Source organism: Methyloversatilis sp. S146-33, from assembly GCF_059552495.1.
This window is the reverse complement of sequence record NZ_JCANOT010000042.1, coordinates 12,632-31,729: the sequence shown is the minus strand read 5'-3', so window position 1 is coordinate 31,729 and position 19,098 is coordinate 12,632. Positions and strand designations below refer to the sequence as shown.

General features: G+C 64.8%; 24 protein-coding genes. 4 read left to right on the top strand and 20 right to left on the bottom strand.

The features are described from left to right. Positions 1-27: 27 nt before the first annotated feature. The 7 genes from lnt to AC51BJ_RS18225 form a co-directional block, all read right to left on the bottom strand. A complete protein-coding gene (lnt, locus tag AC51BJ_RS18255; RefSeq protein WP_496281165.1) occupies positions 28-1,491 on the bottom strand; it encodes an apolipoprotein N-acyltransferase in 1,464 nt (487 codons plus the stop codon). Beyond that, entirely contained in the window at positions 1,488-2,345 is an 858-nt protein-coding gene (locus AC51BJ_RS18250; RefSeq protein ID WP_341422393.1) for a CorC family transporter, read from the bottom strand. Before AC51BJ_RS18250 ends, lnt begins: the two co-directional genes overlap by 4 nt. A 92-nt stretch (positions 2,346-2,437) precedes the next feature. After that, entirely contained in the window at positions 2,438-2,920 is a 483-nt protein-coding gene (locus AC51BJ_RS18245; protein ID WP_496281164.1) for an OmpA family protein, read from the bottom strand. A 1-nt stretch (position 2,921) separates the two neighbouring features. Next, on the bottom strand, positions 2,922-3,395 hold the full coding sequence (gene ybeY, locus AC51BJ_RS18240) for an rRNA maturation RNase YbeY (RefSeq protein WP_430432711.1): 474 nt from the start codon (positions 3,393-3,395) through the stop codon (positions 2,922-2,924). Continuing rightward, complete coding sequence (locus AC51BJ_RS18235; RefSeq protein WP_296808578.1) at positions 3,395-4,378, bottom strand: PhoH family protein; 984 nt, start codon at positions 4,376-4,378, stop codon at positions 3,395-3,397. The genes ybeY and AC51BJ_RS18235 overlap by 1 nt, the downstream gene beginning before the upstream one ends. Beyond that, positions 4,375-5,724, bottom strand: coding sequence for a tRNA (N6-isopentenyl adenosine(37)-C2)-methylthiotransferase MiaB (gene miaB, locus AC51BJ_RS18230; protein WP_020163279.1), 1,350 nt, complete (start codon positions 5,722-5,724; stop codon positions 4,375-4,377). Before miaB ends, AC51BJ_RS18235 begins: the two co-directional genes overlap by 4 nt. Before the next feature lie 17 nt (positions 5,725-5,741). After that, positions 5,742-6,110, bottom strand: coding sequence for a hypothetical protein (locus tag AC51BJ_RS18225; protein ID WP_430432708.1), 369 nt, complete (start codon positions 6,108-6,110; stop codon positions 5,742-5,744). Positions 6,111-6,249: 139 nt separating this feature from the next. On the opposite strand from AC51BJ_RS18225, the gene rpoH reads away from it, so the two are divergent. Further along, the gene (rpoH, locus tag AC51BJ_RS18220) at positions 6,250-7,137 is read left to right on the top strand and encodes an RNA polymerase sigma factor RpoH (protein WP_024300656.1); all 888 of its coding nucleotides are present in this window, start codon (positions 6,250-6,252) and stop codon (positions 7,135-7,137) included. Between the two features lie 65 nt (positions 7,138-7,202). Here rpoH and AC51BJ_RS18215 read toward each other — a convergent pair whose 3' ends face one another. From AC51BJ_RS18215 to AC51BJ_RS18195, 5 genes are read right to left on the bottom strand one after another with little or no spacing between them, the layout of a single operon-like run. After that, positions 7,203-7,787 (bottom strand): SCO family protein, encoded by a 585-nt coding sequence (locus AC51BJ_RS18215; protein ID WP_019915451.1) that lies wholly within the window; start codon positions 7,785-7,787, stop codon positions 7,203-7,205. Next, positions 7,784-8,683 (bottom strand): heme o synthase, encoded by a 900-nt coding sequence (gene cyoE, locus AC51BJ_RS18210; RefSeq protein ID WP_019915452.1) that lies wholly within the window; start codon positions 8,681-8,683, stop codon positions 7,784-7,786. Before cyoE ends, AC51BJ_RS18215 begins: the two co-directional genes overlap by 4 nt. Further along, positions 8,664-9,680, bottom strand: a complete 1,017-nt coding sequence (locus tag AC51BJ_RS18205; protein ID WP_496281163.1) for a COX15/CtaA family protein — start codon at positions 9,678-9,680, stop codon at positions 8,664-8,666. Before AC51BJ_RS18205 ends, cyoE begins: the two co-directional genes overlap by 20 nt. Continuing rightward, a complete protein-coding gene (locus AC51BJ_RS18200) occupies positions 9,680-10,237 on the bottom strand; it encodes an SCO family protein (protein WP_496281162.1) in 558 nt (185 codons plus the stop codon). Before AC51BJ_RS18200 ends, AC51BJ_RS18205 begins: the two co-directional genes overlap by 1 nt. Then, positions 10,234-10,956 (bottom strand): SURF1 family protein, encoded by a 723-nt coding sequence (locus AC51BJ_RS18195; RefSeq protein ID WP_496281161.1) that lies wholly within the window; start codon positions 10,954-10,956, stop codon positions 10,234-10,236. The genes AC51BJ_RS18200 and AC51BJ_RS18195 overlap by 4 nt, the downstream gene beginning before the upstream one ends. Positions 10,957-11,010: 54 nt before the next feature. Between AC51BJ_RS18195 and AC51BJ_RS18190 the strand changes: the two genes are divergently transcribed. Then, positions 11,011-11,205: a twin transmembrane helix small protein gene (locus AC51BJ_RS18190; RefSeq protein ID WP_019915456.1), complete on the top strand. Its 195-nt coding sequence runs from the start codon at positions 11,011-11,013 to the stop codon at positions 11,203-11,205. Between the two features lie 154 nt (positions 11,206-11,359). On the opposite strand, the gene AC51BJ_RS18185 is transcribed toward AC51BJ_RS18190, so the two are convergent. The 8 genes from AC51BJ_RS18185 to mpl form a co-directional block, all read right to left on the bottom strand. Next, positions 11,360-12,226, bottom strand: coding sequence for a cytochrome c oxidase subunit 3 (locus AC51BJ_RS18185; protein WP_019915457.1), 867 nt, complete (start codon positions 12,224-12,226; stop codon positions 11,360-11,362). Positions 12,227-12,251: 25 nt separating this feature from the next. Next, positions 12,252-12,440 carry a DUF2970 domain-containing protein gene (locus AC51BJ_RS18180; RefSeq protein WP_019915458.1) on the bottom strand — a complete coding sequence of 63 codons (189 nt, stop codon included), beginning with the start codon at positions 12,438-12,440 and terminating at the stop codon, positions 12,252-12,254. A 1-nt stretch (position 12,441) separates the two neighbouring features. Then, positions 12,442-13,026 (bottom strand): cytochrome c oxidase assembly protein, encoded by a 585-nt coding sequence (locus AC51BJ_RS18175; protein ID WP_304005386.1) that lies wholly within the window; start codon positions 13,024-13,026, stop codon positions 12,442-12,444. Then, positions 13,023-13,133: a cytochrome oxidase small assembly protein gene (locus tag AC51BJ_RS18170; protein WP_304005564.1), complete on the bottom strand. Its 111-nt coding sequence runs from the start codon at positions 13,131-13,133 to the stop codon at positions 13,023-13,025. Before AC51BJ_RS18170 ends, AC51BJ_RS18175 begins: the two co-directional genes overlap by 4 nt. A 17-nt stretch (positions 13,134-13,150) precedes the next feature. Further along, positions 13,151-14,740: a cytochrome c oxidase subunit I gene (gene ctaD, locus AC51BJ_RS18165; RefSeq protein ID WP_020163268.1), complete on the bottom strand. Its 1,590-nt coding sequence runs from the start codon at positions 14,738-14,740 to the stop codon at positions 13,151-13,153. Between the two features lie 48 nt (positions 14,741-14,788). Then, positions 14,789-15,844 (bottom strand): cytochrome c oxidase subunit II, encoded by a 1,056-nt coding sequence (gene coxB, locus AC51BJ_RS18160; protein WP_024300657.1) that lies wholly within the window; start codon positions 15,842-15,844, stop codon positions 14,789-14,791. Positions 15,845-15,980: 136 nt separating this feature from the next. Beyond that, positions 15,981-16,451, bottom strand: a complete 471-nt coding sequence (locus AC51BJ_RS18155; protein ID WP_232415947.1) for a DUF2244 domain-containing protein — start codon at positions 16,449-16,451, stop codon at positions 15,981-15,983. A 117-nt stretch (positions 16,452-16,568) separates the two neighbouring features. Beyond that, positions 16,569-17,918: a UDP-N-acetylmuramate:L-alanyl-gamma-D-glutamyl-meso-diaminopimelate ligase gene (gene mpl / locus AC51BJ_RS18150; protein WP_496281160.1), complete on the bottom strand. Its 1,350-nt coding sequence runs from the start codon at positions 17,916-17,918 to the stop codon at positions 16,569-16,571. Positions 17,919-17,987: 69 nt separating this feature from the next. Here mpl and AC51BJ_RS18145 point away from each other — a divergent pair, with 69 nt between their 5' ends. Continuing rightward, a complete protein-coding gene (locus AC51BJ_RS18145) occupies positions 17,988-18,560 on the top strand; it encodes a hypothetical protein (RefSeq protein WP_020163264.1) in 573 nt (190 codons plus the stop codon). Continuing rightward, the gene (locus AC51BJ_RS18140) at positions 18,557-19,093 is read left to right on the top strand and encodes a TlpA family protein disulfide reductase (RefSeq protein WP_496281159.1); all 537 of its coding nucleotides are present in this window, start codon (positions 18,557-18,559) and stop codon (positions 19,091-19,093) included. Before AC51BJ_RS18145 ends, AC51BJ_RS18140 begins: the two co-directional genes overlap by 4 nt. The last annotated feature ends 5 nt before the right edge of the window (positions 19,094-19,098 follow it).

The window sequence follows — 19,098 nt, the reverse complement described above, 5'->3', positions numbered from 1 at the left end:
GTGAGGGAAAGGCGGGATTTTACCGGCTCAGCCTCTTTTGCGCTGCACCGCGGCAAGGATGATGACGGCAAGCGCCACGAGCAGCACCGGCACATTGCCCCAGCGCATGAAGGGGGTGAGGCCCTGATAGCCCTGCAGCTCGACGCGCAGGGCCGCGCGGGTGAAGGGCGGCAGCGCCGCGACGACCCGACCGTCGGGTGTTATCGCCGCGGTCATGCCGGTGTTGGTCGCGCGCAGCATCGGGCGTCCGAGTTCGAGCGCGCGGACCTGCGCGATCTGCAGGTGCTGCGGCTGCGCCCACGAATCACCGAACCAGGCGGTGTTCGACACATTGACCAGCAGCGTCGCGTCGCGCGCGGCGGCGATCAGTTCCTCGCCGAACACGTCCTCGTAGCAGATGTTCACCGCCACCTGCTCGCCGGCCAGCGCCAGCGGCGGCTGCACTTTTGCGCCACGGCCGAAGTCGGACATCGGAATCGACAGCAGTTGCAGCGTCCATGCGAACAGCGGTGGCGTGAACTCGCCGAAAGGCACCAGGTGCGACTTGCTGTAACGCGCATCGTCGTGGCCGAGCGCCACCGCGCTGTTGAAATAGCGCGCGCGTCCATCGACCTCGCCCAGCGTGACCGCACCCATCAGCACGTCGCGGCCGGTAGCGCGCACGGCCGCCAGCCAGGCCGGATCGATTTCGGCGTAAGGCAGGGGAATGGCCGTTTCCGGCAGTACCACCAGATCGGCCGGCCAGGCGCGCGCGAGATCGAGATAGGTCTGCATTGAGTCCGGTAAGCGCTCCGGCACCCACTTCATGCTCTGTTCGATATTCCCCTGCAGCAGACTGACGGTGAGCGGGCGGCCGGTCGCTTCGGTCCAGCGCACGCTGCCGAGCAGGCCGCCGACCACCAGCAAGGCCGCCAGCGACAGCAGCACCGGGCGCAGCGCGATACGACGCAGCACGAACAGCGCGAGCACGCCGGACATCAGCGCGGCGACGAAGCCGGCGCCGTGCACGCCGAGCAGCGGCACATAGCCGGCCAGCGGACTTGGCGTCGCGTGCGCGTAGCCGCTGGCCAGCCAGGGGAAACCTGTGAACAGCGTGCCGCGCAACCACTCCGACGACACCCACAGCGCGGCGAACAGCCAAGGCGTCAGCGCCACCGACGGACGCAGCGTACGCATGGCGGCGCAGACGGCCGCGGGGAACAGCGAAAGATAGGCGCAGAACAGCACGGTGGCCAGCAGCGACAGCGGCAAGGGCATGCCGCCGAACTGGCTCAGGCTGACATTGACCCAGGACACGCCGGCGAGGAACCAGCCCATGCCGAAGGCAAAACCGGTCATCGCAGCGCTGCGCGGCGACACCGTATCGACCAGCCATAGCAGCAGCGTGGCCAACGCGACGACCGGCAGCGCGAACACGCCGAAGGGCGCGAAGCCGCCGACCGCCAGCGCACCAGCCGCAGCAGCAGCGGCCAGTCGGACGACCGGCTTCATTCGACGGCGGACGGTGCGGCCGGAGGCGCGATGCGATCGACCATCAGCGTGTGCACGCGGCGACTGTCGGCGCGCAGCACGGTGAAGCGCAGCGCGTCGATCTGCACCACCTCGCCGCGCTTGGGCAGACGACCGATCTGGTGGATGACCAGCCCGCCCACGGTGTCGTAAGCGTCGTCGTCGAAGGTGGTGCCGAACACCTCGTTGAAGTCTTCGATCTCGGTGCCGGCCTTGACCCGGTAACGACCGGTCTGGTCGACCCGGATGTTGTCGGCCGACTCGTCGAAGTCGTACTCGTCCTCGATGTCGCCGACGATCTGCTCCAGCACGTCCTCGATGGTGACGAGACCGGCGACGCCGCCGTATTCGTCGACCACGATGGCCATGTGGTTGCGGCTGGCACGGAACTCGCGCAGCAGCACGTTCAGACGCTTCGATTCGGGGATGAATACCGCTGGCCGCAGCATGTCGCGCAGGCTGTCGTCGTCACCCGACATGAGGCGCAGCAGATCCTTGGCGAGCAGGATGCCGATCACGTCGTCGCGGTTCTCGCCGATCACCGGGAAACGCGAGTGCGCGGTGCGCAGCGCGGTCTGCACGATCTTGTCGAGCGGATCGTCGATGTCGATCACATCCATCTGCGCGCGCGGAATCATTACTTCGCGCACCGGCATGTCCGACACCTGGAGCGCGCCCTCGATGATCGAGAGGGCGTCGGCGTCCAGCAGATTGCGTTCGAAGGCGGAGTGCAGCAGCACCAGCAGTTGCTCTCTGTCTTCCGGCTCGCGCATCAGCAGATGCGACAGCCGCTCGAGGAAACCGGGGCGCTGCGAAGGTGAGGAACTACTGTCCATGCGGGACGCGGGAAACGAACACGCCGGCAGTGTAACCCGGCCAGCGTGTCGGTTTCGAGTCAGGCATCCGGAATGTCCCGGATGTCACGGCCTTACTGGACGCGCAACTCGACCCGCCGCGCCTCTTCCGGCGGACCGTCGGCAGCGGTGATTTCCGGCTTGCGCAGCTTGATGCCGGCCTCGGCGACGCCTGCCGCGACCAGCGCGTCGCGCACCGCCAGCGCCCGCGCCTTCGCCAGTTCGGCGTTCTGCGCGGCATCACCCGACGGGTCGTGGAAGCCGGACAGCAGCACGATGGCGTCCGGCGTTGCGCTCAGCGCAGCCTGCGCCCGCGCCACCGCATCGGCCAGGTCAGCGCCGGGCTCGGCACTGCCGACGGCGAAATAAATGCGCGCCAGCGCCTCGCCCACCGGCTCAGGTGCCTCGATCACCTCCACCACCTCGACCACGGTGGCATCGGCAACCGGCTTGCCGGCCAGCGACACGGCAAAGCCGACCACCGCGGCGACGACCGCGATCACGATGATGGCCACCACTCTCAAACCGACATTGCTGTCGTCGTCCTGATCCGACATTTCAAACCTCCGTTGATTGAATCGAGTAGTCGTCCGAATAGGGATCGGCCACGCCAAGCCCTTGCAGGATGACGCGCTCCTCCGCTTCCATCGCGTCGGCATCGTCGTCCGACGTTTCATGATCCCAGCCCTGCAGGTGCAGCGTGCCGTGCACGATCAGGTGGGCGGCGTGGTCGGCAAAGGCCTTGCCCTGCTCCACCGCCTCGCGCGCCAGCACCGGCTGGCACACCACCAGGTCGCCGGCAAGATGCGCACCCTGTTCGTACGGAAACGACAGCACATTGGTCGCGTAGTCGCGGCCACGGTATTCGAGATTGAGCGCCTGCCCTTCTTGCGCATCGACGAAGCGCACCGTGATGTCGGCGCGCGCGACCACGTCCGGGTCGAGCGCGGCGCGCACCCAGCGCTTCACGTCCTCGCGCGGCGGACACCCGTCGCGCGCACAGGCGTACTGCACCGACAGATTCAGCCGCATCAGCCGCGCGGCCCCTTGCGCATCGCGTCCTCGGCTTCGCGCTGCGCCTCGAAACGTTCGTAGGCCGACACGATGCGCGCCACCAGCGGGTGACGCACCACGTCTTCGGCGAGGAAATCGGTCATCGCGATGCCGCGCACGTCGGCAAGTATTTTCCGCGCCTCGGCCAGACCGCTCTTGTGGCCACGCGGCAGATCGACCTGGGTCAGGTCGCCGGTGATGACCGCCTTCGAGCCGATGCCCATGCGGGTGAGGAACATCTTCATCTGTTCCGGCGTCGTGTTCTGCGCCTCGTCGAGGATGATGAAGGCGTTGTTCAGCGTACGCCCGCGCATATAGGCGAGCGGCGCGATCTCGATCACCTGTCGCTCGAAGGCGCGGGCCACGCGCTCGAAACCCATCAGGTCATACAGCGCGTCGTACAGCGGCCGCAGGTAGGGATCGACCTTCTGCGCCAGGTCGCCCGGCAGGAAGCCGAGCCGCTCGCCGGCCTCGACCGCCGGCCGGGTCAGCACGATGCGCGCGACGGTTTCACGCTCCAGCGCATCGACCGCGCTGGCCACCGCCAGATAGGTCTTGCCGGTACCGGCCGGGCCAATGCCGAAGGTGATGTCGTGTTCCTGGATCTGCCGCAGATACTGCGTCTGGCGCGGCGTGCGGCCGTGCAGATTGCTCTTGCGCGTCATCAGCACCGGGGCCGCGGGTTCGGCGGCGATGCGGTTCGACAGCTCGATCAGGCCGAGCTGTATCGCGTCTATGCTCAAGTGCTCGGTGGCCGCCGCATAGAAATGGCGCAAGGCTGCGGCCGCCCGCTGCGACTGGCCCGGCTCGCCGCTGACGCGGAAGCGCTCGCCGCGGCGAGCGATCTCGACGTCGTAAGCCGTTTCGAGCTGGCGCAGGTTTTCGTCGAGCACACCGCAGAGGTTGGCCAGCCGCGCGTTGTCGAGCGGCTCCAGCACCAGTTCGAGCGGCCGCGGCTTCAAGCGCTGACCGCCTCGCGGATGACCACTTCGCCACGCAGGCTGTGCGGCAGCGCGCTGGTGATGCGCACGTCGATGAACTGATTGATCAGCCGCGCCGGGCCGGGGAAATTGACGACGCGGTTGTTGTCGGTGCGACCCGCCAGTTCGGCGGCGTCCTTGCGCGCGTGCCCCTCGACCAGAATGCGCTGCACGCTGCCGACCATGCTCTGACTGACCGCCTGCGCCTGCTCGTCGATGCGCTTCTGCAGCCGCGCCAGCCGCGCCAGCTTGACGTCCTGCGGCGTGTCGTCGGCCAGATCGGCCGCTGGTGTGCCCGGGCGGGCGCTATAGACGAAGCTGAAGCTGCCGTCGAAGCCGACGTCGTCGATCAGCTTCATCGTCTTTTCGAAATCCTCCTCGGTCTCGCCGGGGAAGCCGACGATGAAGTCGGACGTCAGCGACAGGTCGGGCCGCGCCGCGCGCAGCTTTCGCACGACCGCCTTGTATTCGAGCGCGGTGTAGCCGCGCTTCATCGCCGCCAGTACGCGGTCGGAACCCGACTGCACCGGCAGGTGCAGTTGCGATACCAGCTTGGGCAGTTTCGCGTAGGCGTCGAACAGGCGCTGCGTCATTTCGCGCGGGTGCGAGGTGGTGTAGCGGATGCGCTCGATGCCCGGGACTTCATGCACGCATTCGAGCAGGAAGGCGAAATCACCGATGTCATCCGAGCCGCGGCTGATCGGCGCACGCCAGGCATTGACGTTCTGGCCGAGCAAGGTCACTTCCTTCACGCCCTGCCCGACCAGCGTGGCGATCTCGGTCAGGATGTCGTCAAGCGGGCGCGACACTTCCTCGCCGCGCGTATAGGGCACGACGCAGAAGGTGCAGTACTTGGAGCAGCCTTCCATGATGGACACGAAGGCGGTCGCGCCCTCGACCCGGGCCGGCGGCATGTGGTCGAACTTCTCGATCTCCGGAAAGCTGATGTCGACCTGCGGCCGGCCGCTGGCGCGGCGCTTCGAAATGAGGTCGGGCAGGCGGTGCAGCGTCTGCGGGCCGAACACCAGATCGACGTAGGGCGCGCGCTCGACGATGGCCGCCCCCTCCTGGCTGGCGACGCAGCCGCCGACGCCGATGATCAGGTTGGGGTTGTCGCGCTTCAGGTGCTTCACCCGTCCGAGATCGTGGAACACCTTCTCCTGCGCCTTCTCGCGCACCGAGCAGGTGTTGAACAGGATCACGTCGGCGTCTTCCGGACGGTCGGTCTTTTCCAGACCTTCGGCGTCGCCGAGCACATCGGCCATCTTGTCCGAGTCGTACTCGTTCATCTGGCAGCCGAAGGTCTTGATGTAAATCTTGCGGGTCATCGAAGGGGACGGGGAAATTACTGTTTGGGTGCCGGCAGGTCGATCTCTTCGGGCGACAACACCCAGACGCGATACAGGTCGCCGTTGTTGTCGAGCTTGTAACGGACCACCTGCTCGCTGCCTATCATCACCGGCAGCATGATGCGGTTGTCGGTCGAACGGATCTGGGCGCCGGGCGCCAGCCTGAAGGTGTACTTGCCGACTTCGACCATGCCATCGACCGGCGGCTTCATCTTCGCCTTGATTGCATCCGGCGGAATCGCGCGCAGCTGCGCCGCAGCGAGCAGCGGCAGGCAGAGCAGGACGGCACACAGGGCGGAAGGCAGGCGCATCGGAGCCGGAGCGAGGAAGCGGTCGGGAATCCACGGATTGTAGCGTGCGCTCACCGCGAACCCAAACCAGCGCGAACGCACTGCAGGCGGGGCGCTCCGCTCGGCTTACATGTTGCAACGCAATGAACGCTCGCAGTTGTTAGCACTCAAACGCGGGGAGTGCTAATCTTGCTTCCCAAGGGAGGAATGAATCATGACCCATGCTCTGATGGTTCCGAATCTGTCGATGCCCGGCGCGCTGGGCAATATCGACAGCTACATCCAGGCCGCCAACCGCGTGCCCCTGCTCAGCGAAGAGCAGGAACAGTCACTTGCCCGCCGTTTCCGCGACGACGAAGACCTCGAAGCCGCGCGCGCGCTGGTGATGTCGCACCTGCGTCTGGTGGTGGCGATCGCCCGCGGCTATCTCGGCTACGGCCTGCCGCACGCCGACCTGATCCAGGAAGGCAATATCGGCCTGATGAAGGCGGTGAAGCGCTTTGACCCGGACCGCGGCGTGCGTCTGGTGTCCTTCGCCATCCACTGGATCAAGGCGGAAATCCACGAATACATCCTGCGCAACTGGCGTCTGGTCAAGGTCGCCACGACCAAGGCGCAGCGCAAGCTCTTCTTCAACCTGCGCAGCCTCAAGAGCAGCAGCAACACGCTGAACCCGGCCGAAGTGCAGGAAGTGGCGAAGACGCTGGGCGTGAAGCCGGAAGAAGTGGTCGAGATGGAAACCCGTCTGACCGGTCAGGACGTCGCGCTCGAAGGCAATAGCGAGGACGACGATCGCGACAGCGCTCGTCTGGCGCCCATCCACTGGCTGGCCGACTCGGCTGCCGAGCCGCTGGAAGTGCTGGAGGCCGCGCAGGACGTGCGCCTGCAGGAAGAAGGTCTGCATTCGGCACTGGCTTCGCTCGACGACCGCAGCCGCACCATCGTGCAGCGCCGCTGGCTGGTGCAGGACGGCGAAGCCGCCACGCTGCATGAACTGGCCGCCGAGTACGGTGTGTCGGCCGAGCGCATCCGCCAGATCGAAGCCAAGGCGATGCAGAAGATGAAGGCGTCGATGCAGAAGATGCTGGGCATGGCCGCCTGATCTTCACCCGGCGCAACAAAAAAGCGACCCGCGGGTCGCTTTTTTGTTGGCATCGGCACCGGGGATCAACCCTGGGCCAGCAGCGCCTTCAGGTCGTCGGCGATCTTCTGCGGCGTTTCGCCGTGTCGGATGAACAGTCGCAGACGCCCTTGAGTGTCATGGACATAGGTGCCGGCCGAGTGATCCAGCGTGTAGCTGTCCGGCGTAGTGCCCGGCACCTTCTGGTAGAAGATCTTGTATTCCTTCGCGACCGCGGCGGTGGCCGCCGCGTCGCCGCGCAGGCCGACGAAGGACGCATCGAACTTCGGCACGTAGGCGGCCAGCAGTTCGGTCGAATCACGTTCCGGGTCCAGCGTGACGAACAGCACCTGCACCTTGGCAGCGTCCGGCCCGAGCAGGGCCAGCGCCTGCTTCATCGTTGCGAGGCTGGTCGGGCAGACGTCCGGGCAGTGCGTGAAGCCGAAGAACAGCGTGACCGCCTTGCCCTTGTAGTCGGCCAGCGTACGCGCCGCACCCGTGTGGTCGGTCAGCGCGAAGCCCTTGCCGTAGTCGGCGCCGGTGATGTCCACGCTGTGGAAGGTCGGACCGGACGGCGCGCAGCCGACCAGCCCTGCTGACAGCAGGACTGCCAGGAAAAGACGGCGTTTCATAACGGGATGTAGTGGTCAACCAGCAGGGCGGCGAACAGCAGCGACAGGTGCCACAGCGAGAAGCGGAAGGTTTTCTTCGCCAGCTCGTCGGAGTAATTACGCATCAGACGCCAGGCATAGACGATGAACATGCCCGACAGGACGATCGCCGACACCAGGTAGATCCAGCCGCTCATGCGCGAAGCAAAGGGCAGCATGGTCACCGCGAACAGGATGAGGGTGTACAGGAACACCTGCAGCCGCGTGTATTCGGCACCGTGCGTCACCGGCAACATCGGCAGACCCGCCTTGGCGTACTCCTGCGTGCGATACAGCGCCAGTGCCCAGAAGTGCGGCGGCGTCCAGGCGAAGATGATCAGGAACAGCAGCAGTGCGTCGGCCGACACCTCGCCGGTCACCGCGGCCCAGCCCAGCACCGGCGGCATCGCGCCTGAGGCGCCGCCGATCACGATGTTCTGCGGCGTCGCCGGCTTCAGGAAAACGGTGTAGATGATGGCGTAGCCGATGAAGGTGCCCAGCGTCAGCCACATGGTGAGCGGATTCACCCAGTGGTACAGCATGGACAGACCGGCGCCGCCGACCACGCCCGAGAAAGCCAGCGTTTCCAGCGAATTCACCTCGCCACGCGGCAGCGGGCGGGCACGGGTGCGCGCCATCACCGCGTCGATCTTTTGCTCGACCAGGCAGTTCACCGCAGCCGCCGCACCAGCGACCAGCGCGATACCGATGGTCGCCGCCGCAACGATGCCGAAATCAGGCAGTCCGGCCGGTACGGCCAGGAACATGCCGATGACCGCACAGAACACGATCAGCGACACGACGCGCGGCTTGGTCAGCTGCAGGTAATTCGCGAGCCTCAGCGAGAAGGGCTGGATATCAAGCCGCAGGGCTTTCATTTAGGACTCCGGAAACGCGTTGCTGCGCCGTGGCGCGGACGCGGTAGTTTATCAGCACCATGAGGATCACCAATGCTGCAGCGCCACCGTTGTGCGCGGCGGCCAGCGGCAGCGGCAGGCTGAACCACACGTTGGCCAGGCCCAGCATGATCTGCAGCGCAAGCACACCCAGCAGTGCCGTGCCGAACGGGCGGTGGCCGGCAGCGCGCAGCGCGAAGCCCAGCGCACCGATCACCAGTGCAGCAACGATGGCACCGACGCGATGCATCCAGTGGATGGCGGTCAGCGCATCCATGGTCAGCGTTTCGCCGTCGGCGCTCTGCCCCAGCTCGCGCACGATGTGGAAACCGTTGCGGATATCCATCTGCGGCACCCACTCGCCGTGGCAGGTCGGCAGGTCGGTACAGGCGAGCGCCGCGTAGTTGGTGCTGACCCAGCCGCCGAGCGATATCTGCATCGCCAGCACGACGAAGGCGACGACTGCCAGCGCGCGCGTCGCCGGCGACACGGTCGGTGCCGCCGGCCCGCGCGTGCGCGCATACAGCCAGACCAGCAGGGTCAGCACGGTCAGGCCGCCGATCAGGTGACCGGTCACGATGGCCGGCTTCAGCAGCATGGTCACCGTCCACTTGCCGAACATCGCCTGCAGGAACAGCACGCCGACCAGCACCGTCGCCAGCACCGGCGACGCGCCCGCTTCACGCCGATGACGCCAGGCAAGTGCAGCGATCGCCAGGATGAACAGGCCGACGATGCCCGCGAAGTAGCGGTGGATCATTTCCTTCCACGCCTTGGCGAAGGTGACCGGGCCTTCGGGGTTCGCTTCCTGAGCCGCGGTGATGTGCTCGGACGCATGAATCACCGTGACGTGGCCGTAACAGCCCGGCCAGTCCGGACAGCCGAGGCCGGCGTCGGACAGTCTTACGTAGGCGCCGAGGACGATCAGCGCGAAAGTCATTGCAATCGTGGCAAGCAACAGCGTGCGGTAGGTTTTCATCAGCCCAGCCTCGAGTACTTCATCAAACGTTGGAAATCCTTGATCATCTTCTTCGGATCCGGGTCATCCGGATAACGCATCATCACCTGCCCCAGCGGGTCGACCAGATGAATGGCGCGCGGATGCGTCGCATCGGTCGCGAACGCCCCCAGCGTCGCGCTGCCAGCCGCCTTGACCACGTGCATGCCTTCGATCGCGGTCAGCAGTTCCGCCTTGGGCTGCGTACCGTCGGTCAGCAGCCACACGCGCTCGATGCGTTCCTGGTGCTCGCCCTGCGCCTTGCGCACTTGGCGGATGTAATAGAGCAGTTCCTCGCACTTCGCGTCGCAGGCGCCGCCGTCGGCCAGCACCAGGGTCCAGCGCCCCTTGATGGACGCAAAGTCGAAAGGCTTGCCATCGACCGTCGTCAGCGCTTCGGCCGGCAAGGGCCGGGGCGACAGCAGTTGACCGTAGTTCACCGTGCTGTCGGGGCGCCACAGGAAATACATCGCGTAGGACGCGAGCAGCGGCAACACGCATATCGCCGCCAGCACGATCAGGACCTTCTTGCCTTTCAAGACTTCTCTCCCTCTTTCTGCATGGCTGCGTACAGCCCGAATACCAGCGTGACCAGCGCAAACGCGTACCACTGCGCGGCGTACATCCAGTGTTTCTCGACGCCGAACTCCGGCTTCACGTCGTCGCGCCTCAAGCCGTCGGCCGCCTCACCGGTCTGCACGAGAATGAAGGGCGCGAGCTGCAGACCGGTCGTCTTCGCCACGCGGTCGACCGTGACGTTCTGCCAGACGGCGCCCTGCACCGCATCGCCCGACAGTTCGACGAAGCGCGGCTGCGCGCGCGTGACGACACCGTCGATGCGTTGCAGCCCGGCCGGCGATGCAACCGGCGGCAACACGTCCCGCCGCCCGCCGTGACGGACCCAACCGCGCGCAACAAGCACACAGCGCTGCGCGGTCTGACACAGCGGCATGTGCACCAGGAAGCCGGCCTGTCCGTCGCGGACCTGGTTGTCGGCGTAGATCAGCACCTCGCTGCGCCACGTACCGGACACTGTTGCCCGCGCGAACTCGGGCGGCGCCTGATCACTCCACTGGTCCAGGTCGAGCGCCGGCTGCCGCTGCTGCGCGGAGTAGGCGTCCGTCAGTGCTTGCTTGTAGTGCGCGCGAGCGGTCTGCCAGCGCGCTGCCGACAGCGTGACACCGATCACCAGCAGGCAGGCCAGCGCCGGCCACAGGCGAATGCAGAAACGGCGGCGGGCTAAATGGAACTGGAACATTGCTGTCGGACGTCCGGCGGGTACACTGATCGCCCGGACTAAGGATTCTTCCTGATGCGTTATCTCGTGATATTCATGCTGCTGACCGTGATCGCCAGCCTCGGTTCAGCGCTGTTCTTCCTGTTTCGCGACAGCGGCAATTCGAGCCGCATGCTGCGCTCGCTGGCCATCCGCGTCGGCCTGTCGATGGCGCTTTTCATCTTCCTGATGCTCGGCTACCGCTTCGGCTTCATCACCGGCAAGCTCTGACCACTGGCGGCACCACGCCGCCGGGAAACACCCGCCCCAACGCTCCCTACCCACGAAAAAAAGCGCCGCACGATGTGCGGCGCCGAGCGTTTATTTTATAAGGGCTCTTTTTGCTTACCGGCCCACTCTCCTCCTCGCAGATCCCGTCTTTACATCAAATCCAGTACACGACGACGAACAGCAGCAGCCAGACGACGTCGACAAAGTGCCAGTACCACGCGACCGCTTCGAAGCCGAAGTGGTTTTCCGGGCTGAAATGCCCGGCGAAGACGCGGCACAGTATCACGATAAGCATCGTTGCACCAACCGTCACGTGGAAGCCGTGGAAGCCGGTCAGCATGTAGAACACCGAACCGAACACGCCGGTGGTCATCTTGACGTTCAGGTCCGAGTAGGCGTGCATGTATTCGTAGGCCTGGAAGCCGAGGAACACGACGCCGAGCGCGATGGTCAGGAACAGACCCAGCTTGAGCTGGCCGCGGTTGTTGTGCAGCAGGCCGTGGTGCGCCCAGGTCAGCGTGACGCCGGAGGTCAGCAGCAGCAGCGTGTTGATCGCCGGGATGCCCCAGGCACCCATCGGCGTGAACGGGCCGCCGTCATAGCCGGGGCCTGCATTCGGCCACATGGCCGTGGCTTCCGGCCACAGGAGTGCCTGATGTTCGAGGCTGGCCAGATCGGGCACGGCGAGCACGCGGGCGTAGAACAGCGCGCCGAAGAAGGCGGCGAAGAACATCACTTCAGAGAAGATGAACCAGCCCATCGCCCAGCGGAAGGAAACCCCCACGCGCTTGCTGTACAGGCCGCCTTCGGATTCGTGCGCAACTTTGCCGAACCAGGAATACATCATGTAGAACAGGACCAGCACGCCGGCGCCCAGCACGAAGCCGCCGCCGGTGATCTTGTTCATCGTCAGCACCGAACCCAGTGCAAACAGGAACAGCGCGATCGAGCCCGTGATCGGGTAGGTCGATGGCGCCGGTACGTAATAGTAGGGGGCCTGTTGTGGCGTATGCGAGCTCATTTATGTTTTTCCTTCCCGGTTTCTCTCAAGCGATGCTTATCAGAATTCTTACACCCAAGATCACTGCAATCACGAACAGCGCTGCAGCCACAACGCCCGTGATGATAACTTGCAACGGCGTCAGCGATGACACCGCTGCGTCGTGATCGCCCTTGCGGCGTATGCCGACGAAGGCCGAAAGCACTGTCACCACACCCTTCACGAACCCGGCCATATCAGCCTCCCGTGCGACCGTCCTGCGTCGTCGCTGCAGTCGCCCCCGGCACCTCGAAGAAGGTGTAGGAGAGCGTGATCGTGTTGATGTCCTTCGGCAGATCGGGCGACACGAGGAAGGCAATCGGCATGCGTCGCGTTTCCCCGGCTGCCAGCGTCTGCTGCTTGAAACAGAAACAGTCGAGCTTCTGGAAGTACTGCATCGCCGCCGACGGCGTGTAACTCGGAATCGCCTGTCCCGTCACCGCGTTCTCGCGCGTGTTCGAAACTTCGTACTCCACCGTCACCACCTCACCCGGATGAACCACGAGTGAGCCGGTGACCGGCTTGAAATTCCACGGCAGCTTGTGCAGGTTCGCATCGAACTCGACCGTCACGTTCCGCGAACGATCGACCTGGGTATTGAGCGGCAGCGTGTTGTCCTGCTTGTTCAGGTTGTTGACGTCGAGCACCTGGCACAGCTTTTCGTAGAACGGCACCAGCGCATAGCCGAAGCCGAACATCAGGAAAGCCGACACAACCAGGCGTATCAGCGTCGAACGGTTGCGGCGCTCGGAACCGGCCGCAACCCGGGTTTGCTCGGTCATTGACCCGACATCCCGTAACGCACGACAAACAGCACGAACACCGCCACCGCGGTGGCCGCCAGCCACAACGCCGTGCGGACGTTGCGGCGGCGGAGTGCCTCATCCATCTCGGTCACGCCAATACTCACTTGAAGACCGGCGGGGTTTCGAAGGTGTGGTGCGGCGCCGGCGACGGCACCGTCCATTCGAGACCTTCAGCACCGTCCCAGGGCTTGGCCGAAGCTTTCTCGCCACCCTTCATGCACTTCAGCACGACAACCAGGAACACCAGCTGCGACAGGCCGAAACCGAAGGCACCGATCGACGAGATCATGTTGAACTCGGCGAACTGCAGCGAGTAGTCCGGGATACGACGCGGCATGCCGGCCAGACCCAGGAAGTGCTGCACGAAGAAGGTCATGTTGAAGAAGATCAGCGACAGCCAGAAATGCAGCTTGCCCAGCTTCTCGTCGTACATGTGGCCAGTCCACTTCGGCAGCCAGTAGTAGGCGCCGGCGTAGGCCGAGAACAGCGCACCCGCCACCATCACGTAGTGGAAGTGGGCGACGACGTAGTAGCTGTCGTGCAGTTGCACGTCCACCGCCGTCATCGACAGCACCAGTCCGGAGAAACCGCCCAGCGTGAAGAGGAACAGGAAGCCGATCGAGAACAGCATCGGGGTTTCGAAGGTCAGTGAGCCGCGCCACATCGTGGCCACCCAGTTGAACACCTTCACGCCGGTCGGGATCGCGATCAGCATGGTGGCGAACATGAAGTACAGCTGGCCGGCCACCGGCATGCCCACCGTGTACATGTGGTGCGCCCACACGATGAAGGACAGGATGGCGATCGACGAGGTCGCGTACACCATCGAGGCGTAGCCGAACAGCGGCTTGCGCGAGAAGGCCGGAATCACTTGCGACACAACACCGAAGGCCGGGATCGCGATGATGTACACCTCGGGGTGACCGAAGAACCAGAAGATGTGCTGGTACAGGACCGGGTCACCGCCACCGGCAGCATTGAAGAAGCTGGTGCCGAAATGACGGTCGGTCAGGATCATGGTGACCGCACCGGCCAGAACCGGCATCACGGCGATGACCAGGTAGGCGGTGATCAGCCATGTCCAGCAGAACAGCGGCATCTTCATCAGCGTCATGCCCGGCGCGCGCATGTTCAGGATCGTGGTGACGATGTTGATCGAACCCATGATCGAGGAGATGCCGAGGATGTGGACTGCGAAGATCGCCATGTCCATGCCGATGCCCATCTGAATGGTCAGCGGCGGGTACAGCGTCCAGCCCGACGCGGCGGCACCGCCCGGAACCAGCAGCGAGGTCGTCAGCAGGATGGCGGCCGGCGGCAGCAGCCAGAACGACCAGTTGTTCATGCGCGCGAACGCCATGTCGGATGCGCCGATCATCAGCGGAATCATCCAGTTCGCGAAGCCGACGAAGGCCGGCATGATGGCGCCGAACACCATGATGAGACCGTGCAGCGTCGTCATCTGGTTGAAGCGGTCGGGATCGACCACCTGCAGGCCCGGCTGGAACAGTTCGGCACGGATCACCAGCGCCATGATGCCGCCGACGATGAACATTGCGAACGAGAACCACAGGTACATCGAGCCGATGTCCTTGTGATTGGTGGTGGTCACCCAGCGCATCAGTCCGCTGGGGTGGTGATCATGCGAGTGATCGTGCGAGTGGTCGGCACCGCCCGGAATCGCAGCCATGTGTATCTCCTGGAAATCTAGAAAGTGACTGAACGTTCAGAGAGCCGCTTACTCTTCGCGGGCCATCTTGATGTCCGACGGTTGGATGACCTCGCCCGTCGCATTGCTCCAGCTGTTGCGCGTGTAGGTCAGCACTGCAGCCAGATCGGTATCGCTCAGGTGCTTGAACGCAGCCATCGCGGTACCCGACTTGCCGTTCATCACGAGATGGATCTGCGCGTCCTGCGAGCCGAGCACCACCTTCGAGCCGTCGAGCGCGGGGAAGGCCGGCGGCAGACCCTGGCCATTGGCCTGGTGACAGGCGGCACAGTTGGCGGCGAACACCTTGGCACCACGCGGGGTCAGTTCCTCGACGGTGTACATCTTGTTCGGATCATCAGCGGCAGCGGCCAGTTCGGTCTTCTTCTTTTCGACCCAGGCCGCGTATTCGTCTTCGGTCACGACCTTGACGACGATGGGCATGTAGCCATGGTCCTTGCCGCACAGTTCTGCGCACTGACCGCGGAAGGTGCCGGTCTTCTCGGCACGGAACCAGGTGTCACGGATGAAACCGGGAATCGCGTCCTGCTTGACCGCCAGCGCCGGCACCCACCATGCGTGGATCACGTCGTTCGCGGTGGTCAGGATGCGCACCTTCTTGCCAACCGGCACGACCAGCTCGTTGTCAACTTCGAGCAGGTAGTCGGTGCCCTTGGCCGCTTCGTTGCGGATCTGCGGCTGCGGCGTCGACAGGTTGCTGGTGAAGCTGATGCCTTCACCGTCGCCCTTCAGGTAGTCATAGCCCCACTTCCACTGATAGCCGGTGGCCTTGATCGTGATATCGGGGTTGCTGGTGTCACGCATCGCGAGGATGGTCTTGGTCGCCGGCCAGGCCATGCCGAGCAGGATGAAGACCGGAACGATGGTCCACAGGATTTCTACCGTGGTGCTTTCGTGGAAGGTTGCAGCCTTGTGGCCGGCGGACTTGCGGTGCACGAACACCGACCAGAACATCACGCCGAAGACGGCCACGAAAATGACGCCACAGACGATGGTCATCAGCAGGTGGAGGTCATACACCTTCTGACCCAGTTCGGTGATCGGCTCCTGCAGATTGAGCTTCATTTCCGCCTGGGCGAGCCCGGCAAGCAGAAACAACCCCATCCCTGCCCACGCCCTGCGGGCGATGGACGAGCCACCTCTTGTTAGCGCCATATTGCAACCCCAAATATATGTTGTGATTGATTCTGAAACCGCGGTCTTAAAACCGTCTTTCCCGCAATCTAGCCGACAGCTCCCGCACCAGCAACTCGCGGCCGCCCTCGTCCAGATACCGCCCCACCACGACCTGCTGGTCGCGGCACCGCACGACTACTTCGGAACCCAGGCCGACCCTGCGCGTTTCGACCTTTGCCCATGCGGGCACAAACTCATGTCTGCAGACACGATCCCGTTCGCAGACCTCCACAACCAACCGGCTGTCGTCGAGATGGATGCGCTCGAAATCACCGACGCGTCTGCCGAAAGCGATGAAGGCAATGCCCAGCGCCCCGATTTCGACGCCCGCAAACGGGAGTACCCACCAGACACCAGCCATGGCCCAGGCCATCGCGATCAGTAGGGACAACACAGCCGTGACCAGGAAGAAGGCCAAAAGTGCACGCGGCGACATCGAACAGTTGCGGCGTGCAACGATGCTGAACTCGTTGGATTGGCTGAGCACTGCGGACACTGAACTGCCCCGGAAGTGTTATCTCCCCCTGACACGGCTTCTGCAGGCCGCTTAACAGGCATAAGCTAGCACGGGTATTGATCCTTATCAATATTGCCCCGCACCAAGCGGGTGCCTTCAGCCCCTGCTGGCGAGGCGATCAAGCAGGCGGCGATGCACGCCGCCAAAGCCGCCATTGCTCATCACCAGCACGTGATCGCCGGCTTTCACGCCGTTGGCGAGCGCATCGAGCAGCTCCTCCACCGACGACGCGACACTGACCCTTTCGCCCAGCGGCGCCAAAGCTTCGGCCGCATCCCAGCCGAGCGCAGGGCCGCCGAGGCAGTAGCACACGTCCGCCTCTGCGAGCGCATCGGGCAGGCGCGCCTTCATCACACCGAGCTTCATCGTGTTGGAGCGCGGCTCGATCACCGCAACGATGCGCGCCTCGCCGACCACCGAACGCAGCGCGCGTATCGTTTCGTCGATGGCCGTCGGATGATGTGCGAAGTCGTCGTAGACGGTGACGCCACCAGCCTCGCCGACACGTTCGAGCCGGCGCCGGATGCCGACGAATTCACCGAGCGACGCCAGCGCCTGCTCCGGGCGCACACCGGCATGCCGCGCCGCCAGCATGGCGGCCAGTGCATTGTTCGCGTTGTGCATGCCGGGCATTGCAAGACACCCCGCCGCGCGTTCGCCCGCGGGCCCGACCACCGCCAGCGCCTCACCGGTCGACTCGACGCGCCAGCCCGCGGCGTCGTTGAACCACTCGACCTCACTCCATGCTCCGCGCGCCAGCACGCGCTTCAGCGACGCCTCGCTGCCGTTGGCCACGATACGGCCAAGACGCGGCATGGTACGCACCAGATGATGGAACTGCGTCTCGATAGCCGCCAGATCACTGAAGATGTCTGCGTGATCGAACTCCAGATTGTTCAGGATCGCGGTCCGCGGACGGTAGTGCACGAACTTCGACCGCTTGTCACAGAAGGCGGTGTCGTATTCATCGGCCTCGATGACGAAGAAAGGTGCGTCCCCGAGGCGTGCGGACACGCCGAAGTTCTGCGGCACGCCGCCGATCAGGAAGCCGGGTTTCAGGCCCGCCGCCTCCAGCATCCAGGCCAGCATCGAAGTGGTTGTCGTCTTGCCGTGCGTACCGGCCACCGCCAGCACCCAGCGGCCGGCCAGCACGTTCTCCGCCAGCCACTGCGGCCCGGACACGTATGGCAGGCCGCGATCGAGAATCTCCTCGAGCAACGGGTTGCCGCGCGACACCGCGTTGCCCACCACGAACACATCGGGCGCCAGCGCTGTCTGAGCAGGGTCGTAGCCCTCGATCAACTCGATGCCGAGCTGTTCGAGCTGCGTGCTCATCGGCGGATAGACGTTCGCGTCGCAGCCGGTGACGCGGTGACCCGCTTCCCGCGCCAGCGCGGCAATGCCGCCCATGAAGGTGCCGCAGATGCCGAGGATGTGAATGTGCATGGTGGGTCGATGTGACAGAATGGTCGCGGATTCTATCAACCCGCCCCTCCTTTCCCTGCAGCACCCGACATGCGCCCCAGCAACATCAGACGCCAGATCGCCAGTGCCGCGGCGCGACTGATCGCGGAAGAAGGCATCCGCGACTACGGCCTGGCCAAACGCAAGGCCGCCCGCCAGCTCGGCGTCGGTCCGAACGAGGAACTGCCCACCAATGCCGAGATCGAGGAGGCGGTGCGCGATTACCAGGCCATCTATTTCGCCGACGAGCAGCCCGAACAGTTGCGCACGCTGCGTAACGCCACGCTGGAGCTGATGGTCGAACTGGACCGCTTCAAGCCCTACGCCACCGGCGGCGTGGTCGACGGCACGGCCGGGCGCTTTACCGCGATCGAGCTGCAGGTGTTCGCCGACAGCGCCAAGGAAGTCGAGCTCTTCCTGCTCAACAACGGCGTCGACTTCGACTCGCGCGACCCGCGCCGCCCGGACCGCAACAGCCCGGAAACCACGCTGCTGTTCGATTGGGACGACCTGCCGGTTGAACTCGCGGTCTATCCGGCCGGTCTTGAACGCTCTCGCGGACGCGAAAGGCTGCGCGCGGAGTCGCTGCGCGCATTGCTGGACAAGGAAGAGGAAACGGAATGAATGCTTGGATGCGCCGCGGCCTGATCGCCGCGGTGGTCGTCGCGGCCGGCGCGGCCGGGGTGTGGTTCGGCCAGAGCCGGCAACCGCAGCTGGCTGAGGCCGTGACGACCGATGCAGCGCGCCTCGAAGCGCTCAATCTGGCCGACGCGAACGGTCAACCCATGCCCTTCTCCGCCTGGCGTGGAAAGCTGCAGGTGGTGAACTTCTGGGCCACCTGGTGCCCGCCCTGCCGCGAAGAAATGCCGGCCTTTTCCCGCCTGGCCGAGAAGTACCGCGATCGCGGCGTGCAGTTTGTCGGCATCAGCATCGATAACGCCGACAACGTGCGCCGTTACCTGCAGGAAGAGAAGATTGCCTATCCGCTGCTGATCGGCGGCTCGGACGCTATCCAGCTGTCGGCCGATCTGGGCAACGGGGCGCAGGCCATGCCTTTTACCGTCATCTTCTCGCCAGACGGAAAGATCGTCGAACGCAAGCTGGGTACCTACAAGGAAGAGGAGCTGGAGGCCATCCTGCTCGCCCGCTTGCGCTGAGCACC